The sequence below is a fragment of the Dyadobacter sp. 3J3 genome, from assembly GCF_009801115.1.
Taxonomy (GTDB): Bacteria; Bacteroidota; Bacteroidia; order Cytophagales; family Spirosomataceae; genus Dyadobacter.
In genome coordinates, this window is sequence record NZ_VTOL01000001.1 from 840,423 (window position 1) to 861,434 (window position 21,012).

General features: G+C 38.8%; 17 protein-coding genes. 15 read left to right on the forward strand and 2 right to left on the reverse strand.

The features are described from left to right. Positions 1–13: 13 nt before the first annotated feature. Together pheA and FZF08_RS03605 are read right to left on the reverse strand one after the other, a co-directional pair. Positions 14–1,093: a prephenate dehydratase gene (gene pheA / locus FZF08_RS03600; RefSeq protein WP_159467228.1), complete on the reverse strand. Its 1,080-nt coding sequence runs from the start codon at positions 1,091–1,093 to the stop codon at positions 14–16. 47 nt (positions 1,094–1,140) lie between these two features. Beyond that, a complete protein-coding gene (locus tag FZF08_RS03605) occupies positions 1,141–3,015 on the reverse strand; it encodes a DNA topoisomerase IV subunit B (protein ID WP_159467229.1) in 1,875 nt (624 codons plus the stop codon). Between the two features lie 270 nt (positions 3,016–3,285). Between FZF08_RS03605 and FZF08_RS03610 the strand changes: the two genes are divergently transcribed. From FZF08_RS03610 to FZF08_RS03680, 15 genes are all read left to right on the forward strand, one after another. Continuing rightward, positions 3,286–5,784: an SLBB domain-containing protein gene (locus FZF08_RS03610; protein ID WP_159467230.1), complete on the forward strand. Its 2,499-nt coding sequence runs from the start codon at positions 3,286–3,288 to the stop codon at positions 5,782–5,784. 19 nt (positions 5,785–5,803) lie between these two features. Next, the gene (locus FZF08_RS03615; RefSeq protein ID WP_229216400.1) at positions 5,804–6,877 is read left to right on the forward strand and encodes a hypothetical protein; all 1,074 of its coding nucleotides are present in this window, start codon (positions 5,804–5,806) and stop codon (positions 6,875–6,877) included. Positions 6,878–6,880: 3 nt separating this feature from the next. Beyond that, positions 6,881–7,708 (forward strand): ABC transporter permease, encoded by an 828-nt coding sequence (locus FZF08_RS03620; RefSeq protein WP_159467232.1) that lies wholly within the window; start codon positions 6,881–6,883, stop codon positions 7,706–7,708. An 18-nt stretch (positions 7,709–7,726) separates the two neighbouring features. Continuing rightward, the gene (locus FZF08_RS03625) at positions 7,727–8,992 is read left to right on the forward strand and encodes an ABC transporter ATP-binding protein (protein ID WP_159467233.1); all 1,266 of its coding nucleotides are present in this window, start codon (positions 7,727–7,729) and stop codon (positions 8,990–8,992) included. Beyond that, positions 8,985–10,067 carry a DegT/DnrJ/EryC1/StrS aminotransferase family protein gene (locus FZF08_RS03630; RefSeq protein WP_159467234.1) on the forward strand — a complete coding sequence of 361 codons (1,083 nt, stop codon included), beginning with the start codon at positions 8,985–8,987 and terminating at the stop codon, positions 10,065–10,067. Before FZF08_RS03625 ends, FZF08_RS03630 begins: the two co-directional genes overlap by 8 nt. A 4-nt stretch (positions 10,068–10,071) precedes the next feature. Further along, the gene (locus tag FZF08_RS03635) at positions 10,072–12,129 is read left to right on the forward strand and encodes a glycosyltransferase family 39 protein (RefSeq protein WP_159467330.1); all 2,058 of its coding nucleotides are present in this window, start codon (positions 10,072–10,074) and stop codon (positions 12,127–12,129) included. A gap of 102 nt (positions 12,130–12,231) precedes the next feature. Then, on the forward strand, positions 12,232–12,930 hold the full coding sequence (locus FZF08_RS03640) for a WbqC family protein (RefSeq protein ID WP_159467235.1): 699 nt from the start codon (positions 12,232–12,234) through the stop codon (positions 12,928–12,930). 2 nt (positions 12,931–12,932) lie between these two features. After that, positions 12,933–13,595, forward strand: a complete 663-nt coding sequence (locus FZF08_RS03645) for an acetyltransferase (protein ID WP_159467236.1) — start codon at positions 12,933–12,935, stop codon at positions 13,593–13,595. A gap of 56 nt (positions 13,596–13,651) precedes the next feature. Then, a complete protein-coding gene (locus tag FZF08_RS03650) occupies positions 13,652–14,875 on the forward strand; it encodes a glycosyltransferase family 4 protein (protein ID WP_159467237.1) in 1,224 nt (407 codons plus the stop codon). Then, a complete protein-coding gene (locus FZF08_RS03655) occupies positions 14,872–15,855 on the forward strand; it encodes a glycosyltransferase (RefSeq protein WP_159467238.1) in 984 nt (327 codons plus the stop codon). The genes FZF08_RS03650 and FZF08_RS03655 overlap by 4 nt, the downstream gene beginning before the upstream one ends. Next, positions 15,855–16,616, forward strand: coding sequence for a DUF5672 family protein (locus FZF08_RS03660; RefSeq protein WP_159467239.1), 762 nt, complete (start codon positions 15,855–15,857; stop codon positions 16,614–16,616). Before FZF08_RS03655 ends, FZF08_RS03660 begins: the two co-directional genes overlap by 1 nt. 15 nt (positions 16,617–16,631) lie before the next feature. After that, complete coding sequence (locus FZF08_RS03665; protein WP_159467240.1) at positions 16,632–17,582, forward strand: hypothetical protein; 951 nt, start codon at positions 16,632–16,634, stop codon at positions 17,580–17,582. A 24-nt stretch (positions 17,583–17,606) separates the two neighbouring features. Further along, on the forward strand, positions 17,607–18,491 hold the full coding sequence (locus FZF08_RS03670; RefSeq protein ID WP_159467241.1) for a glycosyltransferase family 2 protein: 885 nt from the start codon (positions 17,607–17,609) through the stop codon (positions 18,489–18,491). A gap of 62 nt (positions 18,492–18,553) precedes the next feature. Then, a complete protein-coding gene (locus FZF08_RS03675) occupies positions 18,554–19,819 on the forward strand; it encodes a hypothetical protein (protein WP_159467242.1) in 1,266 nt (421 codons plus the stop codon). A 72-nt stretch (positions 19,820–19,891) separates the two neighbouring features. Further along, a complete protein-coding gene (locus FZF08_RS03680; protein WP_159467243.1) occupies positions 19,892–20,944 on the forward strand; it encodes an acyltransferase in 1,053 nt (350 codons plus the stop codon). The last annotated feature ends 68 nt before the right edge of the window (positions 20,945–21,012 follow it).

The following is a 21,012-nucleotide window of genomic DNA, read 5'->3' on the forward strand; positions in this document are numbered from 1 at the left end:
AATCATTTCAATATTATAAATCTGAAACTCTTACATAACTTCCAAGCCATTTCAGATGCGTTCCATATTTGTGCATGATTTCCTGAACGCCCGGATCATTGACGTGACCTAAAAATTCTACAAGAAACCAATTACGGAAAACAGATTCTCCCCGAAGCGGACGACTTTCTATTTTTGTAAGGTTGATTCCTCTGTCATTAAAATCTTTCAAAAATTCGTACAAAACACCCGGACGGTTTGTATTTGGAAGATTTGCAATAATCGTAGTTTTATCATCTCCACTTTTATCGTTCAATACATCTTTTGACAGAATCAAAAAGCGTGTGCGGTTTTGATCGCTGTCTTCTATGTTGTCAAAGAAAATCGGCACGCCGAAAATATGTGCTGAAATTGATGAGCAAATAGCGGCCGAATCAGGCTCGTTTGCAGCTAACCTTGCCGCTTTTGAGGTTGACTCAACCGGGATCAGTTCAACGCCAAGTCCTTCAAGATATTCACCAATAAATTTCCCGCATTGACGGAACGCGATATCTTTTGAATAGATACGTTTGATATCTTTTAAAGAATCCGACTGCGTGGCAAAAGTAAAATGGACCTGCAATAAAACTTCGGCAACAATTGTAAGTGCTTTTTCTCTTAAAAAATCAGCAGTTTCAACAACAATTCCTTCCTGGTTATTTTCAATAGGCACTACACCAAATTTGGCCCGGCCTGTTTCTACACTTTCAAAAACTGAATGAATCGTAGGCAACACAAGATATTCACTCATTCCGCCAAAACGGCTTTCGGCTGCCTGGTGTGTAAAACTTCCCTCTGGCCCCAGATAAGAAATCCTTTCCGGCAATTCAAGATTTCTGGATACAGCAAAAATTTCGAAAAAGATTGCGTCAATTGCCGAACGTGTCAGAAGTCCTGTATTTCTCATCTCAAGACGGTCCAAAATCTGTTTTTCACGCTCCGGACGGTAAATCATTGATTTTGAAGAGCGTTTTAAATCTCCGACACTTTTCACCAGTTCCATTCGTTCGTTAAGAATGTTCAGCAGCTGGTCGTCCAGTGTATCAATCCGCTCTCTTAATTGTTGTAAATCCACAAATAATCTAATTTATTAAACAGTATCAGTATCGTAATCGGAACAGGTTAACTCACAATGGCCAACTCTTCAATATTATTTTCGATTTTCAGATTATCAATAATAAATCGTTGGCGTTCCGGTGTGTTTTTACCCATATAGTAGGTTAGCAACTTTTGGATCGAAGTTTCCTTTTGAAGAATAATAGGTTCCAGATGCATATCTTCACCGATAAACTTACCAAACTCTTCAGGTGAAATTTCTCCTAAACCTTTAAAACGCGTGATCTCTGGTTTGCTACCCAATTTGGCAATAGCCGCCTTTTTTTCGTCGTCATTATAGCAATAAAATGTTTCCTTCTTATTCCGAACACGGAACAACGGCGTTTCCAACACGTAAAGGTGTCCATTTCGAACCAGATCAGGAAAAAATTGCAGGAAAAAAGTCATTAACAGTAAGCGGATGTGCATCCCGTCAACGTCAGCGTCCGTAGCAATGACAATACGTGCAAACCGCAAATTTTCGACACCGTTTTCAATATCCAGCGCGTGTTGAAGAAGGTTGAACTCTTCATTTTCATACACGATTTTTTTATTCAGACCAAAACAATTCAAAGGTTTTCCCCGCAAACTAAAAACAGCCTGTGTCTGGATATTTCTGGATTTTGTAATCGATCCACTTGCTGAATCTCCTTCTGTAATAAATAAGGTACTTTCCTGACGCAGATCACTTTTAAGATCCGTCAAATGAACTCTGCAATCACGAAGTTTCTTGTTATGCAAATTTGCTTTTTTCGCACGGTCATTAGCAAGTTTTTTAATTCCCGCCAATTCTTTACGTTCCCTTTCCGACTGCTCAATACGTTTTTTCAGAGCATCCCTCGATTCGGGATTCATGTGCAGATAATTGTCAAGCCTTTCCTTAACAAAATCGTTGACAAATGTCCTGATCGTAGTACTGTTCGGATCCGGTGTAATGGTATTTGATCCAAGTTTTGTTTTTGTCTGAGATTCAAAAACCGGCTCCTGAACCCTTATCGCAACGGCTGCAATAATCGAAGAACGAATATCTTCCGGCGCATAATCCTTACCAAAATGTTCACGAACTGCTTTTACCACTGCTTCCCGGAAAGCCGCCAAATGCGTACCTCCCTGGGTTGTATACTGGCCATTTACAAATGAATAGTATTCTTCACCATATTGATTTCCATGCGTCATCGCAAAATCAATATCCTCACCTTTCAAATGGATAATCGGATAACGGATTGCTTCTGCATCGGATTTACTAACCAGAAGGTCCAGCAAACCATTGTGTGAAATATATTTTTGCCCATTAAAACTCACCGTAAGCCCGGCGTTCAGATAACAATAATTCCAGATCATATTGTCCAGATATTGCGGAATATATCTGAAATTTTTAAATATCAGCCCGTCTGGTTCAAACGCAATGTGAGTTCCGTTACGCTGATTTGTGGTTTCCTCTTTGGATTCTTTTAACAAAACCCCTTGCTGAAATTCGGCAATTTTGGATTTCCCCTCACGGAAAGACTGTACTTTGAAATAATTGGAAAGTGCGTTTACCGCTTTGGTACCTACTCCATTCAATCCCACAGATTTTTGAAAGGCACCGGAATCATATTTTCCACCCGTGTTAATTTTTGAAACGCAGTCCACCACTTTTCCCAAAGGGATACCTCTCCCGTAATCCCGCACCTCCACTCGGTGCTCCGAAATTTTGATCTCGATGGTTTTTCCATTTCCCATCATGTGTTCATCAATGGAATTATCTACGATTTCTTTTACAAGAACATATATACCATCATCAATCGAGGAACCATCACCCAACTTCCCGATATACATCCCCGGCCGCAGGCGGATATGCTCTTTCCAATCCAGTGACTTAATGCTATCCTCGTCGTATTGTATGCTGACAGTATTTTCCATAATCTACGAATACTCTAGTTTGGATATTTATGATTTTAATATTGTATTTTAATAATTTGGGTCATTTATCGTTACCCTATTGTACCTTTGCTAGTGTGCTAGTTTCAAACCGAATACTAGAAATTCTTTAAAAATAAGAAAAATCTAATTTACTTTGTCTTAATAATAGAAATCCGAAATCTAATTTAGGTCTAATTTAGGCGCAAAAATAACAGTACAATTATATATTATTAATGAACCGGTTGCATTTCATAGTACAATAAACTTCATATGAACACATTCAAGTTGGCTAAAAATTGTAAATTTCTATTACCATATCTATTAAGCCTGATCATCTCATTACCTGCTTTAGCACAAGTTGTAGCGCCATCTGCGCCGACGACTGCGCCAACATCAACCGGAGCAGGAAACACACAAAGTGGCCAGCCATCAGGTAATGCTCCCCAAGGATCTCAACAGGGAAATCAGCCGGGAAATTCAAATCAGCAACCGAATACGCCAAAAGCGACTGATCCACAATCTACTGAAAAAGGGAAAGCGGCAGCGAATACAGATCCCAATGCTCCAAAAGATGCAGCCACGGATCAAAGTAAAATCAATACATCAACTTCCGGAACTTTGACTCCGGCAGAACAGGAAAAATTGGCTCTACGGGAAAAAATTTACGGTTATTCTATTTTCGCCGATAAAAAATTTGATCCGATTCCCGATTTGCAAATTGCAACGCCAACCAATTATGTAGTTGGCCCAGGAGACAATCTTAATATTTACCTTTACAACTACGCGGAAGCTACTTATAAGACCATTGTAAGCAGAGATGGTTTCATTACCATTGTACGTCTGGGAAATATTTATGTAAACGGAAGAACAATTGAAGAAGTCAGAAAAATATTAATTGATAAATTTTCCAAATTTACACCCGGCCTGATTGGTGAAAACGGAGAGACCGCCAAAACCAAATTAATGGTAACGCTTGGAGAGATACGAAATGTAAAAGTATTTGTGACAGGTGAAGTTATCAATCCTGGAACTTACACCATTACTTCTCTGGCTTCTGCATTTAATGCGCTTTATCAGGCTGGTGGGCCAAACGAAATTGGTTCTTTCCGTGATGTTCGCGTAGTTCGTGCAGGGAAAGTCATTTCTCATATGGATATTTACGATTACCTCGTAAATGGAAAAATTGATGGGGATATTCGTGTTCAGGACAATGATAATATAGTTGTTGGTTTTTATAAAAAGAGAGTGGAAGTTACAGGCGAAATGAAAAGACCTGGTATTTATGAATTGAAGCCGGAAGAAAAACTGGCCGATGTAATTAAATATGCAGGTGGTTTTACAGACCAGGCTTACCAGTCACGTGTCAAAATTGAGCGTATTACTGCCAAAGAAAGAAAAATCGTAGATGTTCCTCAGGATCAGTTTGCAACGGCCGACGTTGTTACCGGTGATTTAATAGATGTAGAAACGGTTCTTGACCGTGTTGAAAATATTGTCACCATTGAAGGTGCTGTGATGCGTGCCGGAAATTTCTCTCTTGATACAAGTCCTACATTAAAGACTTTAATTGAAAGTGCACAAGGTTTGAGAGAAGATGCCTTTACAGGAAGAATATCAGTATTAAGAACAAGACCGGATCTGACTATCGAAAGTATACAGCTGAACCTTGGCGATGTCTTGAATGGAACTGTGCCTGATCTGGTACTGACCCGTCTAGACCAGATTGTAATTCCTTCCAAATTTGATATGGCACAGTCAGCTATCGTAACGGTTGAGGGAGAAGTTAATAATCCAAAATTTGGTGACAACGATGGAAAATATCCTTATGTTGCCAACATGACACTTGAAGATGTACTTGTAAAAGCCGGTGGTTTCAAAGAATCTGCTTTCACTACGGAAGTAGAAGTGATCAGAAGAAAAAGAAACAGCATTCCCGGAGCAGCCAATGCTCAAATTGCAGAGACATTTAAATTCAATGTGAACCGCGATCTTTCTATAGGCAACAAAGAAACTAACTTTGTCCTTCTTCCTTTCGACCAGGTTATTGTAAGAAAATCACCTAACTATGTAGAGCAGCAGTCTGTTTTCCTTGAAGGTGAAGTTCTTGTACCAGGCTCTTATACTATTGTCAATAAAAACGATAAAATAAGTGATATCATCAAAAGATCAGGCGGGTTAACCGAACTTGCATTCCCTGAAGGCGCTACTTTATTGAGAAGAACTTTTGTACAAAATGTAAGTCAGGCTACGGATTACGAGCAGGAAGAGGCAAGTCAGCTTAGTATTAAAAAAGGTAAAGCAGCAACAGCTCTTCCAGGTGTTAAAGAAGAATCTATCGGAATTAAATTGAGTATTATCATGAAAAATCCTGGTTCATTTGAGGATCTGGTTGTTCAGGAAGGCGATATTATACGTATACCTAAAAGACTGGAAACGGTACAGGTTACAGGAGAAGTTCTTTATCCTACCACAGTAAAATACGGAAAAGGCTTATCATTTGCGGATTACATTTCACATTCAGGAGGATTTACCACAAGATCTTTACGTAAAAGCTCTTACATCAAATATCCAAACGGATCGGTAGACAGAACAAGAAAATTCATGTTCTTCAATGTATATCCAAAAGTTCAGCCAGGATCTGAAATTTTTGTTCCATCGCGCGGAGCTCCTTCACTAACTCCGCAACAGGCGATTCAAACAACTATTGGTGTATTGAGTTCTGTAATGACATTAATTGTAACTATTCTTGCCTTCCGTACTTTAAAGTAATCACAATAGAATGTCGAATATGACTAATCAAGTTTCTGAGGAACAAATTACACCGAGGGAAGTTATATTAAAGGTTGTTGCAGCAAAGAATGCTCTTCTTAAAAGCTGGAAAGCATTTTTGCTACTGATATTGCTGGGGTTTGGAATTGGATATGCTATGGATGTATATCTTATAAAACCAAATTCCTACGAAGCGACCATCGTGTTTAACATGGGAGGTAGCTCCCCAGGCAGCGATATGGGAAACCTTGGCGCGCTTTTTGGCATGAGTTCAGCAACGGATGCCAATATTTTTACAGGAGAAAACTTTTTCTATTTTGTTGAATCCCGTCCTGTTATCGAAAGAGCACTCTTGAAAAATGTTGTTGTAAGTGGCAAACCCATGATTCTGGCAAACTTTGTAATTGATTCCAGTGGAATTAAGGATGAAGAATGGAAGGATTTACCAACATTTCATAATTTCAGGTTTAGTAAAACAAATCCAGATTCTTTAAGTATGGATGAACGGGTTGTGTTAAATCAGCTTGTTATAAAGTTAAAATCACTTACTGATATCGCAACATTAGAGCGCAAATCGTCATTTATTGCACTGACAGCAACCATTCAGAATGAGACTTTAGCAGCTTTATGGGCAAAGACCCTTCTAAAAACAGTTGAGGAGGTTTACACAGAAAAACAGACAAAAAAATCCCGTAATACATTAACATTGCTACAAAGAAGGGCGGATTCACTAGCTATTATGCTGGGCAAAACCGAACATAAGCTGGCAAAAGAAATGGATTACAGCACACAGCTGATCGTTCCGGAAGCCAAAATTTCGGTAAATAAACTGGAAAGAAACACCAGTTTCTTACAACAGCTTTATTACGAAGCAATGGGTAATGCAGAAAAAATGCGTGTATCTCTTGTTAGAGAAGCACCACTTTTCACCATGATTGAAGATGTTAAAGTTCCCTTGGATCTTAAATCAGAAAGTAAAAAAAGAGCAAAAATCGGAGCATTGGTTGGCCTGATGCTTGCTTTGATTTATGTATATGTTAAAAGCATTTACAGCGCCATTGTTGAGGATACCACACCATTGCCTAAAGCATAAATAATGCAGCATACGACTACTATTAAAGCCGGAGGATCGGAAAAGGATTACTGGAAAGATTTATGGAGAAATAAACAATTGCTACTAATCCTCTCCAAAAGAGATATATCAGTTCGCTATAAACAAACACTTTTAGGAGTGGCATGGAGTGTTTTACGCCCCATTATGACAATGACCGTTATGGTCTTTGTTTTTAGTTATGTAGCAAAATTAAAAGGTGATGAAGGAATACCATATCCTTTAATGGTTTTGTGCGGTATCACAATCTGGACTTTTTTCGCCAACACATTTTCCCAGATTAGTAACAGCATACTTATTAATTCCAATCTGGTTTCCAAAGTATATTTCCCAAGGCTGCTGATGCCCCTTAGTTCGGTGGCTGTCGGATTTGTTGATTTTCTGATAACACTCGGAATTTTCCTGATTCTGACGGTATTTTTCCATCACCCACTTAGCTGGAATATTATTTATCTGCCAGCATTTTTGTTACTGGCCTTTATTACATCAATGGGTTTCGGCCTGTTCTTTGCGGTTTTAAATGTGCGTTTCAGAGATATCGGACAATTAATTCCATTCATCGTTCAGGTTGGATTCTATGTTTGTCCTATTGCTTACAGCAGCAGGCTTGCACAAGGTACATGGTATGAGAAATACTATAATTTAAACCCGATGGTTGGGATTATTGATGGTTTCAAATGGTGCCTTTTAGGTAACAAAGCTTATTTTAATCCTAATAGCGTGTACTCCACTGCAATAATTTCGGTTGTTATTCTGATATTATCCTTAATTTACTTCCGTAAAAAGGAAAATACTTTCGTAGATCATATTTAGAACCTGTTACTTTTGGCCATGTCTGTAATCACAGCTGAAAATATCAGCAAAAAATATATTATCGACCACAAGCAAAAAAGCAGTGGTCCATCAACCTTTCGTGACATTTTCAGCGAATCGTTTGATAAAATGTTTTCATCAAAAAAGAAAAGTCAGTCTCACTTTGATGAAAAAGAAGAATTCTGGGCACTCAAAGATGTAAATTTCACAATCGATCAGGGCGACCGGATTGGGATTGTTGGTCATAACGGAGCAGGGAAATCTACATTGCTCAAAATTCTTAGCCGTATCACAGAACCTAGTACCGGTCAAATCACGATTGATGGCCGCGTTGCAAGTTTACTGGAAGTAGGTACAGGCTTTCACCCTGAACTTACCGGCCGCGAAAATATCTATCTGAACGGTGCTATTCTTGGCATGGCAAAAAGTGAGATCAAACAATCTTTTGATGCGATTGTTGATTTTGCGGGTGTTGAAAAATTCCTGGATACTCCGGTAAAACGATATTCTTCAGGCATGTACGTGCGTTTGGGATTTGCCATTGCTGCACATTTAAATCCCGAAATTTTGATCGTAGATGAAGTACTAGCCGTTGGTGATACTGAATTCCAGAAAAAATGTCTTGGTAAAATGCGTGACGTTTCTGAAAGTGGCAGAACACTTTTATTCGTTAGTCACAACCTTACGGCAATTCAGGCGCTTTGTAATAAGTCTTTTTACTTTGAAAAAGGAAAACTGATTGACCAAGGCGAAACAACACATATTGTAACCAATTATCTGAGTAAAGTTTCCCACAAAACATTAGAACGCCATTGGGATGATGTAAACAACGCTCCTGGGAATGATCAGGTGCGTATAAAAAGTTTCAGGCTGCTGGCGGAATACCAGGACAACCTGATGCACATCGATGTGCGCACGCCGATGAATTTCCAATTTGAATTTTGGAATATGGAAGAAGGTGCTAATCTGAATTTAAGTATGCACCTTTACACCTTCACCGGTGAATGTATATTTAACGTGGGAACAGCATCACAACAATTTGGTAAAGGATTAGTAACAGGTACCTGCGAAATTCCTGGTCACTTTTTGAATGATGGTTCCTACGTAGTTTCCATGATGATAGTAAAAGATACAAGTACCGTACTTTACAACATGGAAGAAGCGCTGATTTTTGACATAGAAGATTACCGTGAAAACGTAACCTGGTATGGCAAATGGCCTGGGTACATTCGCCCGAATCTTAATTTTTCTATTCGTCAAACTGAACATATAGTGAATGATTAACGTCACTAAGGCATATTTACCAGATCAGGAGCAGTACATTAAATACGTTCGTGGGATTTGGGACCGCGGATACCTGACCAACAACGGTCCGTTGGTTCAGGAACTTGAAGCCAAACTGAAAGAATATCTCAACGTAGATTATCTCTATTTTTGTGGCAATGGCACAGTTGTGCTTCAAATTGCCATGAAAGCCTTGGGAATAAAGGGAGAAGTGATTACCACACCTTTTTCCTATGTTGCCACTTCCAATGTTATTCTTTGGGAAAACTGTTCACCTGTTTTTGTGGACATCGATCCGGAAACTTTCAATATCAATCCGGATTTAATTGAAGCTGCGATCACACCAGAAACTTCTGCTATACTGGCAACGCACGTATATGGAAATCCATGTGATGTAGAAAAAATTGAAGCCATTGCCAAAAAGCATAACCTTAAAGTAATTTACGACGGAGCGCATGCCTTTGGTGTAACCTACAAAGATCGTTCTCTTTTTTCTTATGGTGATTTGAGTACATGCAGTTTCCATGCTACAAAAGTTTTTCATACGATTGAAGGCGGCGCATTAATTTCAAATCATCCTGAACTTGATAAGGAATTACATCTACTTCGGGCTTTTGGACATAAAGGTGACGAGGAATATTATTTCGCTGGAATAAACGGTAAAAATTCAGAATTCCATGCCGCCATGGGTTTGTGTAATTTGCCCAATGTGCCGGATATTATTGCAGCCAGAAAAGAAATTTTTGACTGGTACGACAGTTTTATAAACTGGGATGTTTTGTCAAAACCGAAAATAAGTAAGGATATTGAATACAACTATGCTTACTATCCTGTTGTTTTTCCATCGGAACAAGTACTAAGAAAAGTACAGGCGGCATTAGCTGCTGAGGACATAATACCAAGAAGATACTTTTACCCATCGTTGAATACTTTGGCCTTTATGCCAAAATATATACCTTGCCCGGTTTCGGAGGATATGTCCGAAAGAGTGCTAAGTTTGCCGCTTTATGTCGGCCTCCCTCTTCCGGACGTAGAGCGAATCAGTAAAATTATCAATGATCACATATCTCCATAGTCTCATGGCTATTCTTTATCTGCTTTCTTTTTTTCTGTTTATATATAGTGTTGGTTATACTTCAAAGAAAATAGCACAACCATCACTGACCGAATGGCTCATCACATCATTTATCCTTTTTGTCGGAAGCATAATCCCAACCGGGTTTGTGCTTTCAGCATTGGATCTTACAGCAAATGTTCCTGCCTGGATAGCAGGTAATTTCATTGCCATCGGCCTGCATTTTGCGCTTTGGTCAAAGCTTCTTCCCGGCAAACCCATATTTTCCGTACGTGCTATTATCAGCAACCGGTTCAGCACTTTTAAATTGTGGGCCAGAGAATTGTCTCCGTATCTGAAATTTATTTTCGTGATGATGTTCGGTACGCTAACCATCATTGGGATCACAAATCTGATATTGGTACTTTTTACGGTTCCAAACGAATGGGATAGTATGACCGGACACCTTAACCGGGCCGTTCGCTATATTCAACGCGGAACCATGGAACATTTCGGTGGTACAAACTGGAATATGGATACCTATCCAAAAAGTGTCACCACAATTCAGATTTATTCTTACCTGATTACCGGGAAAGTTGAAAACGCTTTCAAGCTCATTCACCATCTTGCATTCTGGGTCACGCTTATTTCTGTTTTCGGGATAGCACAAAGAATTGGCAGAAATCTTTCGGCAAGTTTTTTCTGCGCGCTGGCTTACAGCATGTTCCTGAATTTCCTGATGCAGGCGGTTACTACCGAAACGGATATCGTTTTAACGGCCTATTTGAGCTGTCTGATGTATTTCATTTTTACATTTTACAGTACGCGCGACAACCGTTATCTATATCTGGCGGGTATGGCATTCGGTATCGTATTCGGGCATAAAATCACGTTTGCCTTCCTGTTGCCGTCTGTTTTTGTGTTAATGATCTATGCGGTTTTCATTTCCCCAAACCTAAAAATATTCTTTGACAGGTTTATAAAACTGGCGATTGCTATATTTCTGGCTGTCCTGATTTATACTTTGCCAACCGGATATATAAAAAATATGCAGGTTTTCGGACATCCGATCGGGCCGCCAACGGCATTGAAACATCAGTCCGTTGAACGCTTTGGAACAGTAAGAAATCTTTTAAAACAAGGTACAAGAAATGTTTTCCGTTACAGTTATGAATTTTTTAACCTGGATGGAATACGGAATGCGCAGTGGGGATATGATTTGAATACTCAAATCCGTAAACCGATTGTGGTGCTGGAGGATAAAATGCATTTACGTTTGGATGAAGAAACGACTTATGCCATTGTTCCTTTTTCATTCCAGCGACATTTTGATAATTACAATGCCAATCCTTACTGGGGCGTTTTTGGTTTCGCTCTAATTTTGCCTTTGTTGGTTCTGGTATTTTTAAGAATATTTTCATCCAGAGTTCACTGGTTTCTGGCGCTGGCATTTATTCTTGATTTTATCGCGATTTCCTATTCCGCAGTTTATGATCCGTTTAAAGGAAGATATTTTATAGAACCCGGTTTGTTCGGCGTATTATTTCTGCTTCTTCTTTTTTCAAATCATCGCCTATCCATTATAAAACCACGACGCAGAATCTGGAAAGGTTATGTGTTGATCGTTGTTGTTCTAGCTTGTACTTCTGCGATTATGGCCGTATTTCTTAATATTCGGAGTCTGCCATTTCCTGCTTACGGAGCTGAATCTGCATTGAAAATGGATCGTATCAAATACCAGACATTTGCCCGTCCTGATATTACGAAAGCTTATGAAACGTATGATTCTATTGTCCCTCAGGATGCAGTAGTGGCATTGGCTACGATCAATGATGATTTTGAATATCCATTATACGGGGCAAAATTAAGCCGCAGGTTAATTTCAATTAATCCTTTTGAAAAAGGTTTACAACCTATTCCAAAGGATGCGGACTACTTATTTTATGACAGAAGTGTCGTAAATGATACCAGCAAAATTAAGGCATTACCAACCGATTTTAGATTAGGAAGTGATACCATCTCAGCAAAATACCGTGGCCTCGCTGTTAAAGGAGAGGATTATTACCTCAGAAAGCTGAAATAATTCGCACCGTTAAATATGTTTTTCCGCTAACCCGGAAGATCATTTTTTTGATATAAAAGCATAATACAGCACACTTTTTAGTATTCATTAAAAAATTCTTCCATGACCATTGCCATCATGCAGCCTTATATATTCCCTTATATCGGGTATTTTCAGCTGATTAATGCTGTTGATAAGTTTGTGATATATGACGATGTGAATTTCATAAATAAGGGCTGGATCAACAGAAACAACATTCTCGTTTCTGGGCAGGAACATCTTTTTACTATTCCCCTAAAAGATGCAAGTCAAAATAAACTGATCAACGAAGTTGAGCTGGGGATAAATGATCCGTGGAAGAAAAAATTTATTAAGACCGTTCAGCAATCTTATCTGAAAGCACCCAATTATCAAAAGGTTTTTCTTCTGGTTGAAGAAATTGTAAATTTCGGTGCGGAAACGATATCAGAATTTACTTTGAATGCTTTGCAGCAAGTTTGTGCTTACATGGAAATTACGACAGAAATTGTTCCGTCTTCTTCCTTATACAAAAACACTGATCTGAAAGCGCAGGAGCGAATACTGGATATTTGTAAACAGGAACAAGCCAATCATTACATCAATCCGATTGGTGGAATGGAATTGTATGATAAAAATAAATTTGAAAAAGAGGGTATTAAACTGAATTTTATCAAAAGTACAGCGAGTGCTTATCCTCAATTTAAAAATGCTTTCGTACCTTGGCTATCTATTATTGACATACTAATGTTTAACGATGCAGAAAGTATCGGCAAACTTCTTAAAGAATACGAACTTATATAAGCATGGCAAAGGTTATTATTTTTGGAGTTCTGGATACAGCGGAATTGGCGCACTATTATCTTGAACACGACTCGGAACATGAAGTAGTAGCTTTTTCAGTAAATCGGGAATATATACAGGAAGAATCATTTCGCGGCCTCCCATTGGTGGCTTTTGAAGATGTGGAAACGATTTTTCCACCGTCTGAATTTTCATTTTTCGCGCCAATGACTGGACGAAATATGAACAGAAATCGCGAAGCGATTTACAATGAAGTAAAAGCCAAAGGATACAAGTTTATATCATACATCAGCTCGCACGCCACAATTCTGGACAGAAAAAATGTAGTTGGCGATAATTGCTTTATTCTGGAAGACAATACGATTCAGCCTTTTACAACGGTTGGAAATAACGTGGTCATGTGGAGTGGAAATCATATCGGGCACCACGGAAAAATCAAGGATCATGTTTTCTTTACCTCGCACGTAGTTATGTCGGGCCATTGTGTGATAGAATCGTATTCTTTTTTTGGTGTAAATAGTACAATCAGAGATTATATGACCATCGCTCAGGGAACTCTTGTCGGAATGGCGTCTGCTATTACAAAAGATACGGAGGAATGGGGAATTTACATTGGAAATCCGGCAAAGAAAGTGCCTGGAAAAAAGAGTTTTGAAGCATACTAAGCGACCCTCCCATACGACTTTGAGATCTGAAATTTGAGATATCAACTTATTACCGAATGACCCAAAAGAAAATACTATTTATAAGCCACGATGCAAACCGCGCAGGGAGCCAGTTATTGCTGCTTCAGCTGTTGCGTTTGCTGAAAGAGCGACGAGTTCCAATGCACTTGCTCCTATGTAACGGCGGCGAGCTGGAAAAGGAATTTGCAGAAGTAGTAACCATTACGCGGTTATTTAGTCAGGACAGTATTATATCAAAACCTTTGTCAGGAAAAATACTGAGAAAGATAAGATTGCATAGGTTATACGAACAGCACAGTGAACAAAAAGATCGGGAACGTGTTGTGGCAGAACTTGAAAGCCAGAATATCGGACTTGTTTTCGTCAATTCTATTGCTAACGCAGAAGTGTACTGCGAATCCCTGAAATTTTTGCACAATCTGCCGGTTGTCCTTTTCGTACACGAATTAGGCATGTCGGTGAAAATATATACTTTCGAAAGTCACCTTAAATTTTTACTTAAAAAGGCCGACCATCTTATTGCAGTTTCACACGCAGTTGCCAACCATTATGTTCGGGATTATGGATTTCCAGCTGAGCAGGTCAGTACATTTACATTAATCGATCATGATCATATTGATGAAATACTGAAAAAAGCACAGCGTAATCTTTTAGAAAAAACGTATAATATTCCAAAAGACGCCGTTATTATTGGCGGCTGCGGAAATGCGGAATGGAGAAAAGGAAACGATATTTTTAACTGGATCGCCCGTCGGGTTATCCAGAAAACGAGTCCTTTGCCCGTTTATTTTGTCTGGGTTGGAGCTGGTTCCCAGCATGAAATTTATGAGCTGATAAAAAGCGACATTCACCGGATGGGACTTGAAGAGCGTATTATTTTGATACCTCCAACTTCTCAGGCCCTGGATTATATCAGTCGTTTTGATGTACTGATGTTAAGTTCGCGTGAAGATCCATACCCGCTTGTGGTATTAGAAGCTGCATTGAATGAAACACCTGTGGTATGTTTTGATGGTGCAGGCGGAGCACCGGAATTAATAGAGGCAGATGCCGGATTTGTAGTTCCTTACATGGACATTTCTGCTGCTTCGGAAGCGATTATAAAACTGGTCCTGGATCCGTCAATGCGGGAAACTATGGGCCAAAAAGGACGTGAAAAGGTATTGGAACGCCATAATACGGACAAGAGCGTTTCAAAAATTGAAACCATTATTCAAAAGTACTTACCTTTGCAGGTCTCTGAAAAACACAATCAATGACCATTGCTTTTACAATTTGTTCAATAAATTACCTTGCACAGGCCCGCACACTCGGAGATTCCCTTGCCAGCACCAATCCTGAAATTCTTTTTGTGATTGGTCTGGTTGACAGTCAGGAGGGCGTAGCTTTTGAAGAATCTTATCAGCCAAAATACCCGATGGTTGAGATCGATAAAATAGGCATTGAGGGATTTGAGGAAATGGCTGCACGCTATAATATTACCGAGCTCAACACGGCTGTTAAACCTTTTTATTTTACCTATTTTTTCAGGCAATATCCAAAGGCTCAGAATGTGATTTATTTTGATCCTGATATTATTGTTTACCAGCCATTAACCGAATTATTAACTTCGTTAAAAAATCATGAAGCGGTTCTAACGCCACATATCAATACACCCATTGAAGACCGGCTGACACCTAATGAACTACATCATTTAAATACAGGTATTTGCAATCTGGGTTTCGTCGCATTCCGGCGGAGTGAAGTGAATACAGAATTTATCAAATGGTGGGAAGAAAAGCTTCGTTATGAGTGCCTGATCGATCTTTGTAACGGGTTATTCGTAGATCAGAACTGGATGAATTTCCTTCCTGTTTTTGTTCCTGATACGCATATTGAAAGAAATCCGGGTTATAACGCGGCCTATTGGAATTTGCATGAACGTACATTTTCACAAAAGGAAAATGTGTTTTATGTCAATGAAAATAATCCGCTTATCTTTTTGCATTATAGCGGATACGACCCGGAGAAACCAGCTGTTTTATCAAAATATCAGGATCGTTTCCAACTTTCGGAGCGTCCCGATGCTATGCCGTTGTTTGATATTTATAGGGAAAGTCTGATTAAAAACGGAAACGCATATTACCGAAAATTCGCTTGCGCTTACATAAAGCCGCCAAAAGTTTTTAGATATCAACGCGTCCGCAAGCTACTGAAACGGCCATTTAATTATTTAAAAGATCAGCTTGATACGATGTAATGAAAGAACTTGTATCCATACTGATCCCGATATTAAACCCGGAACTAACCGTTCTGGAAGAACTAATTTTAAGACATAGTCTCGAAGCGCTGAAAAGATATCCGGTCATTTTATTTTCTTATGATGGAGCCGATTTATCTGGTATAGAAAAGAATCATCCAAATCTGGAAATCTTAACTTTCAGGCCAAAATATTTTGAAAACAGACAAGCGTTAGCGAACCTCTTCCTGATGGAAGATTTTTATAACCGGTTTACATGGAGTGATTTTGTTCTAATTCATGAGCTAAACAGTTGGATTGTCAAGGACGAAATTCATTACTGGTGCAAGCAGGGCTATGATTATCTGCATGCAAATCCGGTTCTTGATAATTCAGTTTTCAAGAATGGGCAGCTGAATGACTTTTCAAAAGTTTTAGGTCTTAATGAAGGACAGAAAAAAGCGCTTGGCAAGAGCTTTGACCATGACGGATTAAAACTTTGTCATGTACAACGGATGATCAGCACTTTATCTGCCAAGAAAAAAGAAGCATATAAATACAGGGAAGAAAATAATTTTGAGAATAAGGATTCTCTTTTTTGGGAACTGGAAGCCAACAAGCTGTGGCCCTATCTAAGGAAACCGACATCGATTGTTCAAACTCGTTTTTCTCAAAATATTGAAAAAAATTCAAAGTTATTTCCGGATAACCGGGATGCATGGCCAACCGGAATAACCGGCGTCACTACCCAAAATATTGATCATCTTCCTTTTTATAAATAGAAGAAACACACCATAATGAATATAGTTTTTACCGTTTGCAACAGAACTCAGTTACCCAATGCTCTGGCCTTGGGCGTATCGGTGTTGCGCCACCATCCTGATTATTTATTTTACATTGGCTGGGCGGATACAACACCGCTATCCAACCTACCCAAAAACATAAAAACGATTTCGGCAGAAAAACTTGAAATTCAGGAATGGGGAGAAATGTGTGCGCGGTATTACGATTTTGAACTGGTCGCAGCTTCGCGTCCCTGGTTTGCAAAAGGCATTTTAAAAGCAAATCCTGCTTGCAGTTCGCTGACTTTTTTGTCCCCGACAACCCTACTTTATGACTCGATGCAGGAAATCAATGATCCTGCCGCCGATCTGTTTTTAACACCCAACATTACCAAACCACTAGCCGCCTCAAAATATCTGGATGACAAAAGAATTTTGAATATTGGTATGTTTCATTCCGGAAGCTGGACTATAAAACCTAATCCGGTTACGATCAAAATGCTCGACTGGTGGGCTCATCGCACGATTGACAGAGCAAAATTTGACCTTTGCAATGGTATGTGTATGGATCAGCTCTGGCTAAATTTTGCACCGGTTTGGGTAGCAAAAAACACAAAAATCAGCCATCCCGGTTGGCACTACGGATTGCATAGCATTTTGAATAAAGCTTTAACAGAGAAAAACGGAAACTATTCCGTTGACAACGAAAAGCTCATTTCGGCAGATTTTGCTGGACTTATGCACTTTGATCCGGTTTGGTCGGATCATGTAATGCTTGTAGATCAAAGTCCGGTATTTAAAAAGTTATTTAAACAATATTCAGAAACCGTTAAGACTTTTGACAAAGTATTCACGGAAAAAGAGCCTGGTTACGGAATGATTCCTGAAATAAGCGATCAAAGATTGCTTCGGAAAAATTTGACCGGCAAATTAAAAGCTATCACAAAATTCATTGATCAGTTTTAAGATCAATAAACAGGAATAAAAAGCATGAAGCCTCTTCAGGAAAGTACAACCGAACTTCGCAATTTTGTAGACTCACTAAAAGTGAAAACTTTCAGTGCTGAAGAAAAGTCGCGTTTTCCAAAACTTACCATCATTACCCCGTCATACAACCAGGCAGATTTCCTGGAACGCACCATTTTGAGCGTTTTAAATCAAAATTATCCAAATCTGGAATATATCATTATCGACGGCGGCTCAACCGACAAAAGCGTTGAGGTTATAAAAAAATACGAATCTTACCTGACTTACTGGGTTTCTGAAAAAGACCGGGGACAAGTTCACGCCATTAACAAAGCACTGGAAAAAGCCACAGGTGAATGGATAAGTTTCCAAAATTCGGATGATGTATATTTTGCCGGAACCTTTGCGCGTTTTGGTAAAGCAGCATCGGAACAACCGGCAGATATTTTGTATGGCGATTTATTTATGATCACCACGGATGACGAAGTGACGGAAATATTAAAAACAACGTCTTACAGTTTAACCTGTCAGATCCTGGAAGGAATGCAGATTCATAACCAGTCATTATTTTTCAAAAAATCACTGGTCGAAAAGTTTGGGAAATTTGATGAATCGTATCGTTTTGCATTTGATTATGAATTTATCACCCGTTACACGATGCATGATACCACACGGATCAGGAAAGTGGAAGGATTGGGCGGAGCACTTCGCGTACATGCAGATGCGAAGTCATCTACCATTGCATCCGTTGGCTCGGAAGAACATTTGAAGATACAACAATTGTACAATTCTGCGTTAACATTCCCGGCTCTGAACAAAATCAGGTATCTTTGGTGCAAGGTTAGAAAAATAGCCTATTTTACTTTTCGATTTGATTTCAAATACATACGTTTCAGGCTATCAAGATGAATTTGAGTCTAGGCAATTTATTGAAAAACTTTAACTATCTGAGGTATTCCGTGGGTATAGCTATGCTATTCAATGGATTTCCTCTAATATTCTTTTTCCGTGATACTTTGGGAATTGGCCCTGCAAGCAGCACTTTCACAGCTGTTTTCTTTGCGCTTGCGCTTCTTTTGATGGTTCCGACAAATCTCTTTCTCAGATTTTACCATCCCAATCCGGTTTTGTTCAATCTGGGAGTTGGTTTTTTACTGTTATCGGTATACTATTTTCTTTTTTTCAACAACATGGGAATGGGCGTTACCGATATTGGTAACTATGCCTATATTTTTGCTTTTTTAATATTACTACTGAGTATTCCCAGCGATGTAAAAGATACGCTTGTACCCGTTCTTTTCTTCTTTTCCTTGTTTTCAAATCTAACGCTTGTGTATTCGCTAATGACGGATCCGAGTTGGTCACTTGGTATGCGGGCCGCGGTAAGTTTCTCCAATGAAGGTGCCCAGGCGGGTGGAAACCCCCATATTACCGCTAGGAATGGTGTAATTTGTCTGCTAACTGCTATGGTTCTGATACCTAAATACAAAAGCATCTTTGCCAAGCTATTCCTATATTTTTCCGTACTGTTTAGTTTGGCAGTAATTGTACTTTCTCTTGCGAAATCCAGTTATCTGGGTGTTGGTATGATGTTGGGTTTATACATCTTTTATAATTTCAAAGTCACCAAAATATTCTCAGCCGTTGGAAGCTTCTTCACCTTTAAAAATATATTGCTGGTTTGTCTTGTCATGCTTGGTATAAGTTATTTCCTTAGCCAGTATGGTGGAGTTCTGGATAACCTCCTCAATTATTGGGATATATTTGAAGGACGGATAATGGATGTAATATTTACATCCTTCGGTGTAAAATTATCTGATACCGCTGATATTGACGCATCAGCTATGGGTCGTGTAAGTGGTTTTGGAACATTTCTTGATACTATTTATTCATGGGATGTGTTTTTAGGACGTGGCTATAAAAGCGGTTTTCTTGACGTTCCTATACTTGAAGCTTGGGTAAATCACGGGATTTTAGGATTTCTTTTTTTCAACGGATTCAACTTTTTTCTTTTCATTTATTCCATTCAGGAAATCAGAAGAAATACTACTCCACTCTCAACCTTTCTGGCGTATTTCTTCATTTCACTTATTGTGCTTTTGATTTCCGGCGGACGGCCTTATGATATTTCATACTGGTTTCCATATGCTGTGATGATCCGCTTTCTGGGTATTGATTATTTTTACAAGTTATCGCGACAACCAGCCAACGGCACATTAGCCGCTGCCAGTTCCTAATATCATCCAATTATCAATTTCGAAATGGCCTCGATCCAGTACAAATTGAGGTTAATGACATTGTATTCATAAATGAGAAACAGAGTAAAACAGTTGGATGGATTAAGAGGGATTTTTTCCATTCTGGTCATTGCCCATCATCATAATGCATTCAGAGATTCCATTTTTTACAACAATTTTTTCGTAATCAATTCCAGCCTTTTCGTTGATTTCTTTTTTGTATTAAGTGGATTTGTTATCGCGATGAATTACATCGAAAAAATCCAAACTGGCGAAGATTTCATTACGTTTCTTAAGAAAAGGTTTGTCCGCCTTTATCCGCTTTTATTTTATACAGAGGTCATTTTTATCATTGCCAATCTTATCGGAGATCAAAGTGCCTTGAAAAATATGACTGATATGAGGCTGTCTTATTATTTAAGGTCAGGGCTGGATACACTTACTTTTATGGGCTCTACTCCTATTCTCGGTGACTGGATGGGAATTAATTATCCGGCCTGGTCGATATCGTCAGAGATGATTTCTTACGTCGTTTTTGGTTTGATACTCTTATTCATTCCACACAAAAAATATTTAATTTTCCTGCTTGTAAGCTTAATTTGCGTTGGATTTATCGTTTCAAAAAATGATTATATGCTCGTATATGATTACGGGTTTGTTCGCGGCCTGTTATGTTTCTGTATGGGAATATTCACTTTTGAATTTTTAAGAAATAGGACTTTTGAACTGACCTATTTTGAAATTCCATTCCTCTTGTTGCTGGTTTCTGCGATGTATTTAACGCATCATTATGAATGGAATCTGATCAGACTCATTTTCCCTGTTTTGTTCTCCCTTGGCATTATCATTTTTGCCAGCTCGACTGGTATAGTTACTCAGCTGCTTTCCAGTGCACCGTTTCAATATCTTGGCAAGATTTCCTACTCGATTTATCTGAATCACGCGATTGTTCTCATCTTTGTCAACATCTGTATTTTCAGGATTTTAAAATCGGAGCCGACAGAACCTATGATTGCATTTTCATTAATTACTTCGATCGCGCTTACCATCATTTATTCGCATTTCACATACGAACTGATAGAAAAACGATTTGGGAAATTCTTAAAATCAAAATTTGATTTATAAATACATACAACGGATCATTATTTAAAAATCAATATAAAGTTCAGGTTAACAAGTAAACCATTCGGCTC